At 30.8% G+C, this 11,695-nt stretch carries 10 protein-coding genes and 1 tRNA gene; 4 read left to right on the top strand and 7 right to left on the bottom strand.

The features are described 5' to 3' along the window. Both JG776_RS11480 and JG776_RS11475 read right to left on the bottom strand, forming a co-directional pair. A partial coding sequence (locus JG776_RS11480) for a S8 family serine peptidase (RefSeq protein WP_291967650.1) occupies positions 1-5,043 on the bottom strand: 5,043 nt, incomplete at its 3' end. A 239-nt stretch (positions 5,044-5,282) separates the two neighbouring features. Next, positions 5,283-5,372: transfer RNA gene (locus JG776_RS11475), tRNA-Ser, on the bottom strand. A gap of 134 nt (positions 5,373-5,506) precedes the next feature. On the opposite strand from JG776_RS11475, the gene JG776_RS11470 reads away from it, so the two are divergent. Genes JG776_RS11470 through fetB form a run of 3 tightly spaced genes read left to right on the top strand, consistent with a single transcriptional unit; the run spans position 5,507 to position 7,231 of the window. Then, entirely contained in the window at positions 5,507-5,815 is a 309-nt protein-coding gene (locus tag JG776_RS11470) for a PadR family transcriptional regulator (RefSeq protein ID WP_291967648.1), read from the top strand. A 4-nt stretch (positions 5,816-5,819) separates the two neighbouring features. Further along, positions 5,820-6,437: an ABC transporter ATP-binding protein gene (locus JG776_RS11465; protein WP_291967646.1), complete on the top strand. Its 618-nt coding sequence runs from the start codon at positions 5,820-5,822 to the stop codon at positions 6,435-6,437. Between the two features lie 5 nt (positions 6,438-6,442). Next, on the top strand, positions 6,443-7,231 hold the full coding sequence (gene fetB, locus JG776_RS11460; RefSeq protein ID WP_291967645.1) for an iron export ABC transporter permease subunit FetB: 789 nt from the start codon (positions 6,443-6,445) through the stop codon (positions 7,229-7,231). Between the two features lie 297 nt (positions 7,232-7,528). Here fetB and tadA read toward each other — a convergent pair whose 3' ends face one another. After that, entirely contained in the window at positions 7,529-7,975 is a 447-nt protein-coding gene (tadA, locus tag JG776_RS11455) for a tRNA adenosine(34) deaminase TadA (protein ID WP_291967643.1), read from the bottom strand. Between the two features lie 125 nt (positions 7,976-8,100). On the opposite strand from tadA, the gene JG776_RS11450 reads away from it, so the two are divergent. Continuing rightward, entirely contained in the window at positions 8,101-8,502 is a 402-nt protein-coding gene (locus JG776_RS11450) for a hypothetical protein (RefSeq protein WP_291967641.1), read from the top strand. Positions 8,503-8,510: 8 nt separating this feature from the next. Here JG776_RS11450 and JG776_RS11445 read toward each other — a convergent pair whose 3' ends face one another. The 4 genes from JG776_RS11445 to JG776_RS11430 all read right to left on the bottom strand — a co-directional run bounded on the left by JG776_RS11445 (position 8,511) and on the right by JG776_RS11430 (position 11,129). Next, positions 8,511-8,891 (bottom strand): DUF948 domain-containing protein, encoded by a 381-nt coding sequence (locus tag JG776_RS11445; RefSeq protein WP_291967639.1) that lies wholly within the window; start codon positions 8,889-8,891, stop codon positions 8,511-8,513. A 3-nt stretch (positions 8,892-8,894) separates the two neighbouring features. Then, positions 8,895-9,251, bottom strand: a complete 357-nt coding sequence (locus tag JG776_RS11440) for a YtxH domain-containing protein (RefSeq protein ID WP_291967638.1) — start codon at positions 9,249-9,251, stop codon at positions 8,895-8,897. 610 nt (positions 9,252-9,861) lie between these two features. Then, a complete protein-coding gene (locus tag JG776_RS11435) occupies positions 9,862-10,236 on the bottom strand; it encodes a hypothetical protein (protein WP_291967636.1) in 375 nt (124 codons plus the stop codon). An 89-nt stretch (positions 10,237-10,325) separates the two neighbouring features. Beyond that, the gene (locus JG776_RS11430) at positions 10,326-11,129 is read right to left on the bottom strand and encodes an ADP-ribosylglycohydrolase family protein (RefSeq protein ID WP_291967634.1); all 804 of its coding nucleotides are present in this window, start codon (positions 11,127-11,129) and stop codon (positions 10,326-10,328) included. Positions 11,130-11,695 lie beyond the last annotated feature (566 nt).

The following is an 11,695-nucleotide window of genomic DNA, read 5'->3' as shown; positions in this document are numbered from 1 at the left end:
ATACCATCCATTTACTTTTTCCAATACTGTAACCTGTGTATTCTTCTTTAGAACTCCTATTCTTCTATACTTTGTACTTGCTCCTTTTCTTACATTCAAAGCAACTGTTGTTGTTACCTTCTTTTCCTTTACATCATTATTGTATATAATCTTTGTAGTTGGTTTTACATATTTAGCTGAAACGTATGCTATATCACCATTGTATATAATCTTGTACCATCCATTTACTACTTCAAGGTATTCAACCTCTGCTCCATAACTAAATGTTCCAAGTTTTTGGCTATTAACAGTCGCACTCTTTCTTATATTAAGTTTTCTTGCTATTACATTGATTATCTTCTTGATAACTTCTGCTGGTTTAATTACATTAAGTTTTATTTCATTTGAATTTACTCCATCTAATGTTGCATATATTTTAACTTCTCCGTGCTTTAATCCCTTTACCTTGTTTCCTGTTAAACTAATCATAGTTGGATCAGAGACTACATAATTAACCTCTGAAGTAACGTCCTTTACTGTTCCATCTGAATAAGTTGCTGTAACTGTTAAATTAGCTGTATTATTAAATAAGAAAGTATAATTATCTGCCTTTAATTCAAGACTCTTTACAACTGGAACCTTAACTTCAATATTTGAAGTAGCTTCAACACCTTCTAACGAAACTTTAACTGTTACATTTCCTGAAAAATCCTTTGGTGCTGTGAATAATCCCTTTTCAATTGTTCCAGCTGTACTTGTCCAAACTGCTGTATCTGTTACATCTACTTCACTACCGTCAGAGTATTTTGCAACTGCCTTAAATTGTGCAGTTTCTCCTCTCTCTACAGCATTTTTATCCTTTGTTAATTCAATTGAAACTACATGAGGTTTAACAAGGTTAACATTAACAATCTGAGTTGATACATTACCTGCCTCATCCTTTGCTGTAACTACAATTTCATATTGGCCAAACTCACTAAATGTTAATTCCTTTTCAAATTCACCATTTTCATTTAGTGTTACAACTTCATTATTAACCTTAACCCATTCAATCTTGTCATTATCAGTTACTCTACCCTTTAAAGTAACCTTCTTGGTTTCAAATGTTGCGTTACTTTCTGGACTTGTTATTTCAATCATAGGAGCATTGCTATCTTTAATTATTTCAACAGTCTTTACTGTTTCAAATCCAAATAGGTCAACTGCTCTAAATGTAACTTTATTTACTCCATCCTTTAATTTAACGTCATAAGTATATGACTTTGATACTCCATTTCCAACTTCGCTCTCTTCATAGGCGATTTGATTTCCATTTACATAAAGCCTATATCCAAATACCTCATCAGAAACATTTAGTTTAACAGTGTATTTGTCTACATCCTTAGAAACCTTTACTTTACCATCATTGATTCCTTCAAATTCAATTACTGGAGCAGTTGTATCAACAAATACCTTATACGCAAAGCTATTCTTATTACCTGCTAAATCTTCTACCTCAACATATATCCTATTTACTCCATCCTTTTCAAAGTTTACTTCTGTAAAATACATATAAACTAATCTTGCTTCATCTGATACTCCATCAAACACATACCAAGGTTCTACAGGTACTTCTTGCCCATTAATCTTTAGGCTCTTTACCATTTCGCTTACTTCACCTGAAAGCCATACTTCTCTACTATCAAACATTGAACCACTGTATCCTGGAGTTATTGTTGGCATTGTAGTATCTACTACTATCTTTACTTCGCCTTCTGTTATAAGCGAATTATATGCATATGCTCTAACTATTAAATTGTGCTCTCCCTCAGTTAATTCTTTAAATTCAAGCTTATTATTATCCTCTACCTCTTCTCCATCAAAGAATACCTTAACGTCATCTACAAAATATCTAATAGAGTCATCAAATGTATACTCAATTGATACATCATTTTGATTTGTATAATATACTCTATCAACATTGAATTTAATTAGTGAATTATCCACCTCTACTCTCTTAATTTGGAAATTACCTGCATAATCAACTGCCACTATTTCAATTACATTTAATCCGTTTTCAAGGTCAACAGATAATTTAAGTTCATCTGTTGGTTTAAATTCTATTATATTGTCATAATTTTCATTTACAGCAACTAAGTAGTACATTATTCCTAAATTGTCATTGCCTTCAAACTCCAAGTCATATTTATTTAAGCCTGTTGGTTTATCTCCTGATAAAACTTCAACTTCAGGTTGTGTTAAGTCAACCTTTACAGGCATTGTAAGTTCTGTCCATTCTGCACCTTCAAAATCAACTTTTCCTAAAAGTCTTATAAAGTACTGTCCTTCAGGTGCTACAAAGTATTCATCCTTTTCCTCATCATAGAGCATTCCATCCCATACCCAATCAAAATTGTACTTAGCTGGGAATTCTTCACTTACTCTATTTTTCCTAATGTTCTTATCATAAGAAATAGTTCTTAAAACATTCTTATTGGAGTCTAATACCTCAATCTTAAATTCCTTTGCATTTCTTAAGAAAGAAACAAGAGGCATTACTCCATCAAACATAGAGTCTCCATTTGGTGAAATTGCAATATATTTTGGATTTATAATTGGCATACCATATTCTTCATTATATCCGTCAACTCCTAAATAGAATCCAATTGAGTCTACTAATGTTGTTTGGGCATAATATGAATTTTCATCCCACATTGGTGCATCAAAAATTCTTACTTTATCCCATTCTCCATAGAATCCCATATATGGCATTACTAATTCTGGATTTTTGCTATCCTTTTCTATTAAACTAATAAAACCTTCAACAAATATATTACTTGGTGCACTTTCAGGTACATTTAAAGTTACTGTTACCTCTTTTGTTTCATTTGGTGCAACTGTAACTTCATTTTCACTAAATGAAATTGATGCACCTGTAAGTTTCATAGCATTTGGATATAATAAACCATTTCTTTGATAAGTAGTTAAGACACCATATTTATCTACTAAGTTGAATGTATAAGTTTCTTGACCAAAGTTAGTTAATTTTAACTTAAATGTTGTCTGATTTGATACTTCCTTAAGTGCTGCAACAGCTCTTCCACCTTCAGTACTTACTGTAACATTTGTCCTTATTGCTTTATCTACCTTAATTAATCCTGCACCCTGTTTTCTTGTTAGATATGGTAATCCTACCGCTTTATCTATCATTGGCTCTGCAGTATTTGTTAATAATCTCTTTGCAAGTTCAACAAATTCCCTTGGAGTTAATCCCATATTCTTTGATTTTAGGTATTGAACAACAAGTGCAACAGCTCCTGATGTATGAGGTGCTGCCATTGATGTACCACTCATTGTCTCATACTTATTTGCATTTACAGTTGAATAGATTTGTCCTCCTGGTGCTGTTAAATCTGGTTTAAAATTCAAATCTGGTGTTGGTCCCCAAGATGAAAAATCTGACATTTTATCAGCGTTTGAATTTGGAGCAACTGCCTGCTTTCCTTGGAATTTAACCTTAACACCATTTTCTATGTTGTTTAATAGCTTTACTCCATCTGCATTGTTTATAAAAACAGCAGGAATTTTAACTGATGGGTCTGTCGCCATATTAATATATGAATTATCTCCATCTCTGTTAAATACAATTACACCAACCGCACCTGCTGCTTGTGCATTTAGCTTCTTTTCTACAAAAGTTATAGCCCCTCTTTTTATTAAAGCAATCTTTCCTGTTAAATCTTTTCCTTCAAAATCTTGAGGCAATCCTAAGTTACAATAAACAAGTTCATATTCTCCCTTTAATACTCCAACTGGATCAATTTCTGATATAGTATAACCCATATCACCTGTTTCATTACCTAATACATATGTTAAAGCTGGAAGTCTTAAATGTGTATTCTCTGATGATGCAACTTGTATAGTATCTGGGAATAAACCAGGTGAACCTACTATAGATGTATCTGGGTCTTGTGCATATGATACATATGGATATGTTGAGTAATATGAATTACCTGCTGAAACAACAACCACAACCCCTGCATCTGTTGCATTTTTTATTGCTCTTTGCTCTGGGTCATCAGGCATTACAAATCCTGCTGATGAACCTAAACTCATATTTATTACATCTGCACCGTGTTTTACAGAATCATCAATTGCTGCTGCAATATCATCAGTAAAGGCACCAGCATTTGCTGGATCATTTGAGAAAACCTTTAATGCAAGAACTTGAGCCTCTGGTGCTACACCTTTAATTTCACCATTTGCAGCAACTATACCAGCAACATGCATTCCATGCATACTACCTGATTTGTCAATTATGTCTGTATTCATATCTGCATAGTTATATCCGTATGGAACCTTATCTGTAAAGAACTTACCTGGTCCTTCTGTTATTGAGTTTTTATTTAGCTTTGCCTTTGATGGATCTGTTAGCTTCATATCCTTGTGTGTATAATCTATTCCTGTATCAACTATTGAAGCAACAGTACCCTCACCCTTAAATCCAAGTTCATTCCAAACAGTTGGTGAGTTTGTAATATTAACAGCTGTTGACATATCAAGATAATATTTGTTAACAACTGTTACCTTTTTTACTCCCTTAATCTTTCTAATTGCATCTATGTCTCTATACTTAACAGTTAAACTAACACCATTTAAAACGCTTTGATAAGTATGTCTAACTTTACCAAACTTACTAATTTGATATATAAGTTTTGTCTGATTAACCTTTACATCATCAATCAACTGTTTATTATTTTTTAAACTTACATTCTTTGAATTTGCCAAATCCAATGCAGTTGGATTGTCAAATTCAACTATTATCCTTACATTGTCATCTTCTTTTGGTTCTGGTTTCATATTGTCAAAATTGTCATCAACTATTGATACGTTACCAAACTTTTGGATTAATGCTCTTCTTGCATCAACTTCCTTAAAGTTTTTAAGATACTTTTGCAGTTTGAACTTTTGTACCAAATTTTCTTGATTTGCACGTCTGTTTTCAGCTGCCTTCGTCATAGGCATTAAACTTGAAAACAAAAGAGCAACAGACAGCGTGAAGCTAATAAATTTCTTCATCTTCATATCGATCCCCCTTTATTTATTTTTTTAATTGAATAAAAATAATTCATCCCTCCTTTTTCATTTTTTCCTTTATTGTATTTATACTATATTTTTAAAGCGATGAGTATATATAATCGTTCGCAAATTATACCAATTATGTATTACATTGATTTAACATCTACAAAAAAAATAATAGAACGACAATTTTGTCGTCCTATTATTTACATATTTAAAAAATAATTTTAATAAATATTAAATTTTGGCGGAGAGAGTGGGATTTGAACCCACGGTACGGTTGCCCGTACGCACGATTTCGAGTCGTGTGCATTAGACCACTCTGCCATCTCTCCATCTAAGTAATATGATATATGTATTATTTTTTAATGTCAACATTTTATATTTAGTTAACTTGTATTGTTTTTTCAATAATGATATAATTTTATTATCGATTTTCGATAACGAATTTAGATAGGAGTGTTTATTAATGGATAGCAAAATATTACGCAAACTTTTCCTTGGCTTTATCGAAATACACATACTTCACCACGCAAAAAAGAAACCCTTTTATGGTTCTTGGATGATAGAGGAACTTAAACACCACGGATATGATATAAGCCCTGGAACATTATACCCTATTCTTCACACCCTCTGTAAAGAGGGACTTCTATCTGTAGAGGAACAAAACGTAAACGGAAAAATCAGAAAATACTACTCTATTACTAAAGAGGGTGAAGATGTGCTTATAAAAGCAAAAGAAAAGGCTTTAGAACTTATTAATGAAATAGGAGGATAAAACTATGTTTGAAATAAAAAATCTCAAATACAAAAATATACTCTATATTGACCACCTTAATATAAATAAAAACGCCGTCACAAGCATAGTAGGGGAAAGCGGTAGTGGTAAAACAACTCTACTTAAAATGCTAAATAACATAATAAGCCCTGATGAAGGAGAAATCTATTATAACGGAAAAGAACTAAACCAGTACAACCCAATTGATTTAAGAAGAAGAGTAGTTATGCTTCCACAAACTCCCATTATATATAAGGGAAGTATATTGGATAATATTTTAATAGGCAAAAAATTTTCTAAGTCTGAAATCTATGATATTAAAGAGATAGAAAATCTTTTAGAAAAATTTAATGTAAATAAAAACCTAAATGAACCTGCTGAAAATTTATCTGGCGGAGAAAAACAAAGGGTTTGCTTAATTAGGGTACTTATAATGAACCCTGAAGTTATACTTTTAGATGAGCCAACATCTGCCCTTGATGAAAATACAGAGGATTTAGTCATTAATTATGTAGTAGAATATGTAAAGAAAAATAATAAGACTCTTATTATGGTAACCCACTCTAACGAAATAGCAAAAAAATACTCAGACCATATAATTGAAATAAATAAAAGGAGATGATTTATTTGAATGGAGCTGTAAAATTATCAATAATGCAGGTATTGTCTGCCTATCTGTTTATACTAATTCTTCTTTTAATAGTTAAAAGGAGAGGCTTAAATAGAGAAAAGGAAATAATAATATCTACTACTCGAATGACTCTACAACTAATTTTAACAGGATATATTCTAACATATATATTTAAAAATCCAAATCCTTTTATAACCCTCCTTGTAATATCAATTATGGAGATTTTTGCAATACAAAACATAATAAAACGTTCTAAAACTAAACTTTCTTATGAACTTAAAAAAGTAGTTATTTTTTCTATGATAGTTGGAACATTATTTACACTATTTTATTTCATTTTAATAGTCATAAACATTAAACCTTGGTATAATCCTCAATACTTTATTCCTCTTGCTGGTATGATAATAGGCAATTCTATGACAGGAATAAGCCTTGGAATAAACAAATTAATTGATGGATTTAAAAATCAAATTGATGTAATTGAATGTTCACTAATGCTCGGTGCATCTCCTAAGGATGCCTGCAAACCAATATTAGATAATGCCTTCGATTCTGCAATACTACCTACTATAAACTCTATGGTTGGAATGGGAATAGTATTCTTACCTGGTATGATGACAGGACAAATACTATCAGGTTCTTCGCCCTTAGTTGCAATAGAATATCAAATTGCTATTATGCTTGGTATTTTAGGTAGTGTATCAATAAGTGTAATCATATTCCTATTGTTAGGATATAAAACCTTCTTTAATAATAGAATGCAAATTAAAAGAGAGGAACTATAATTCTCTCTCAAGCTATTGAAAAAGTTATATATTGATTAGCCCATTAAGGATTTCTTGGGCATTCGTTCATTTCACTAAGCAATTCTAAGCTTTTCTTTGTTTAAAAAAGTCCTACCCTCGCTATGCCATCGTCCTGATGGCCGCTCGGCTCGGCACATCCTGTGCCAAATTACGGACTTTTTTAAAGTCGAAAATCAAGAATTGCTAAAGTTCATGAAAGAGCCTATTAAAATCCTTTCATGGGGCTTTTTCATACTTTAGCTAACAATTAGGTTTGTCAACAATCTGAAAGAAGTACTATAATCGTCTCTTTTTTTTAAAAAAATTGCTTAAAAGGTCTGCACATTCCTTAGAAAGCACTCCCCCTATAACCTCTATCCTATGATTTAATCTCTCATCACATGCAATATTATAAAGGGTTCCACAGGCACCAAACCTTTTATCATAGGCTCCAAAAACCAGCCTTTTTATTCTGCTATTTACAAGTGCCCCAGCACACATAACACAGGGCTCTAAAGTTACATATATTTCACAGTCAATAAGCCTCCATCCACCTAATGCTTTACAGGCTTCCTTTATTGCAATTATCTCAGCGTGGGCTGTTGCATCTTTTAAAGTTTCCCTTAAATTATGTCCTCTTCCTATTATTTTTCCATCCTTAACAATCACAGCACCAACCGGCACCTCATCTAAATATAGGCATTTTTTTGCTTCCTTAATAGCCTCATTCATAAAATACTCCATAACATCACCCAAAGATATTATAAATTATGTTTATAATAAAATAAATACAATTATAACGCCAATTACTTTACTTTAATAATTATTTTCTGGTAATATATAATTAATAAAACAAAAGGGGTGATTTTATGTGTTATTTTATTTTTGCCGAAACAAAAAATACTATCAATGAAAAGGTTATAGAAAGAAACGAACAGAGCAGCCTTTATGTACAAAATTTATCTTATTTAGTTGAAATTAAGGATAAAAATTTATATCATATAAGTAATGGTCACTGTGCCTGCGATATTGCAGTAAGTCCCCATAGATTAATTGACAATGTAAAGGACGTACTTAAAAATATTGAAGGCGACTTTGATTTTATAATTATAGATAGCGAAAAGGATGATGTTGAACCTCTACTTGAAGAAAATAAAGACTTTGAATCCTTTTTATCTAAATTTGAAGAATTAACAATTAACTTCAATGAATTTATTAGCAAATATCCAAATCAAATAAAGTTTGACACTCTCTACAAAATAAAGCGATAAGCCTATGCTTATCGCTTTATTTTAAACTTCTTTTTAGAAAAAAGGCTCCTGAACTGTGAAAACACATCAACAACATCAGAAACTGCTGATACTATATCATCCACAGTCGCTGCAACCTCATTTACACTTGATACAATATCTCCTACCTCATCACCCTTTGATTCTATACTTGCTGCAATTTTATTCACATTATCAACAAGCTTAGGTAGGGTATTTAATGTGTTATCTATATTGTTTTTATTTGTATCTAATATGCTGTTAATCTTGTCTGCCATTAAGCCTAACTTCTTTAAAGTAGTAACTATATAATATGTAATAAAAATTACTGCAACTATACCAACTACTGCAAGTATATCACTTAAAGTTATAGTTAAAGTTAAACTACCCATATATTATTCTCCCTCTTTTTCCTCTTCATCATTGCAGCAATCTTCACCTTCTCCACAGCAGCAGCCCATATCATCTTCACAGCAGCAGTCAAAATCCTCTAAACATTCTTCTCCTTCACAGCAGCAACTTGTCTTAACAACCTTTGACTTTACGTTTTCTGCAACTTCCTTTGCCTTATCTAAAGCCTCCTTTGCACCCTCCTTTAAATCCTCTCTTGTTTCTTTACCTGACTTTGGTGCAAATAATATACCTGAGATTGCTCCAAGTGCCGCACCTATAGCTACACCCGCTGCAAGACCTTTTCTTAAACTCTTTTTTGCTCTCTTTTCTCCTCTTAAATCAATGTCAAACCTTTTCATAGTATCAACCTCCTTTTGTCATATTATACCACAAAGTATAAAAAAGTAAACTATTTCGACAAATAAAGGACTTTTTACTCTATTATAAAGCCCTTTCATTATAACAGTTTCAGACAAATTATAAGACTCATTTTCTTCCATTTTATCAACTTTTTTAATAGGTTCGCCACAAAAGCTACAAAAATTGCTGTCCTCTTTAACTTTCCTCACACAATTTATGCTCTTTCTGTATTTTCATAAACCCTTCTGGCTAAATATAATGCTAAACATATTCTAAAAATAACAAACATATAATTACCTCGTCTTTTTATTGGCATAAAAGCCCCTATAAACAGGTCATATTCATTTCTACAGCACCCTTTTTTAGTCTTTGAAAAATCTAAGCTCTATAGGTCATTTTTCAATCCCTAAAAAATTCATTTTTTAGCTGCTAAATTAAGTTTTATACATGGAATGTATAAAATATTTATCTACCTCTATTACTTGACAAATCTAATTTTATAAAAATTTCAAAAAACCCCTTATATATAAAGGGCCAAATAGGTTATTTATTCACAAATTGTATATACATTAATAACAATTATTAATTACTTTTTTAACCTTTTTATTGTTATTTTATATATTCTTTATTTTCTGTTATTGTCCTTGTAATTAAGCCCGTAGCAATTACTGATGTAACTATAAGCTCATATTCATTAATTTTTGGTATTCTATCAATAGCAGTTTCATATATTGCAGCAGCTACATCAACAGCTAAATCATAAATCAAATCTACCTTTTTATCAGCTAAAGCCTCTCCTTCGGCTGTTTCTATTATAGAATAATATGATGTTAAAAATAGATCTTCAACTACATCAATAAGATCAAATTGGGTTATATTTTTTTTCAAAATAAAATCTCTTATAAGCTCTATTTTATTATCTATATCGTCATTTGACTTTTTCATTGATTTTTTATTATTAACATTTTCTTTTTTCTTTGTCATTTAAATACACCTACACTTCCATATTTAATAATTATTAACATACGTTAAAATCTAATTATTACTAAAACAATATAAAAATATTGATTCATTTATTTAACTTTATCAATCATCTTATTTAACTCATCAACTAAATCCTTAGGCAACTTTTCTTTTGCTTTATTTATAATCTCTTCTGGTATATCTTTATAATATGCTTCCGCTATTGCACCAGAAATACATGCCATTGTATCGCTATCACCACCTAATGATACTGCTTTTCTTATTGAATCTTCAAAGCTTTTTGATTCTAAAAATGCTATTATTGATTCCGGAACCGATCCTTGACAGGTTACATCAAATTTATATGTAGGCCTTATTTCATCTAATTTTCTACTCAGATTATATCCAAACTTTTCTTCTATGTAATTTTTTATAAACTCCTTGTCTTTTCCTTTTCTTGCAAAATAAATTGCTATAGCTGTAGCCTGTGCACCTTTAACACCTTCTACATGATTATGTGTCACCTCTGCTGTTATTCTCGCTTCATTTAATATTTCTTCTTCGCTATCAAAAAAGTATGCCACAGGACTAACTCTCATCGCCGAACCATTTCCAAAACTTCCATATGGTTCATATGAATTTGATGCAATCCATCTTCTAAAACTTCCTCCATATCCTGCGTCTGGATATTTTAATGCATATTCCTTTAACATCATCGCATATATAATTTTCTTTTCTTTTTCATTCTTTATGTTTTTGCTCTCTATTTCATCCAACGCCTCAAATATTGCCATTGTTAATACAGTATCATCTGTAAATCTTGAATTGTAAGAAAATAACTCGAAATCTTCTGTTTTTATTGGATTCCATTCATATACTGAACCAACAATATCACCTATAATAGCTCCAATCATCATAATCACCTTTTTCACAATTTTCTTTTAATTTTATAATATCACTATTACTATTAATCATCAAACAGTTTAAAATTTTTAAGTGCTTTTAGTAATACTTTTTGTTATAGTTTTTTGAAATATGTACTATTGATTTTCTCTATAAAAATTTCTATCAAAAAGCAAAATGAGGCATTTGCTGCCTCATATTTTAATTCATATTAACTTTAATACTCCGCTTTAGCTGTTCTATATTGTCTTTATAAATTATATATGTTTATTAGTCTTTTAATTGCGTGGTAGTACCTTAATAAGTTCTTTAACTCTATAATTAAATTATTTTGCTACTCACTTTATTGAATTATAAACAGTTTATATTGTTTATATTCTAAACTTATATTTTTTATTAATAATAATTTAATTTCTTGATCAAACTATCTTCTACAACTTAAAATAATAATCTTTTATCTTTAATTCCATTAATTTTCGGTTCTATAATAAATGTTGGGGCGTAGCCTCAGCATATTTTTTTACAAAAAATATGCACCTGTTTTAGATGCCTGGTAAAATTAAATTAATCACAAAAA

Source organism: Caloramator sp., from assembly GCF_020054765.1.
GTDB classification, from domain to species: domain Bacteria; phylum Bacillota; class Clostridia; order Clostridiales; family Caloramatoraceae; genus Thermobrachium; species Thermobrachium proteoclasticum.
This window is presented reverse-complemented; position numbering and strand designations above follow the sequence as displayed.

Bases quoted from the DNA above. Each gene is read 5' to 3' on its own strand.
- JG776_RS11470 (WP_291967648.1), top strand. From the start codon at position 5,507: ATGGATAGCAAAATATTACGCAAACTTTTCCTTGGCTTTATCGAAATA.
- JG776_RS11465 (WP_291967646.1), top strand. From the start codon at position 5,820: ATGTTTGAAATAAAAAATCTCAAATACAAAAATATACTCTATATTGAC.
- tadA (WP_291967643.1), bottom strand. From the start codon at position 7,975: ATGGAGTATTTTATGAATGAGGCTATTAAGGAAGCAAAAAAATGCCTA.
- JG776_RS11450 (WP_291967641.1), top strand. From the start codon at position 8,101: ATGTGTTATTTTATTTTTGCCGAAACAAAAAATACTATCAATGAAAAG.
- JG776_RS11445 (WP_291967639.1), bottom strand. From the start codon at position 8,891: ATGGGTAGTTTAACTTTAACTATAACTTTAAGTGATATACTTGCAGTA.
- JG776_RS11440 (WP_291967638.1), bottom strand. From the start codon at position 9,251: ATGAAAAGGTTTGACATTGATTTAAGAGGAGAAAAGAGAGCAAAAAAG.
- JG776_RS11435 (WP_291967636.1), bottom strand. From the start codon at position 10,236: ATGACAAAGAAAAAAGAAAATGTTAATAATAAAAAATCAATGAAAAAG.
- JG776_RS11430 (WP_291967634.1), bottom strand. From the start codon at position 11,129: ATGATTGGAGCTATTATAGGTGATATTGTTGGTTCAGTATATGAATGG.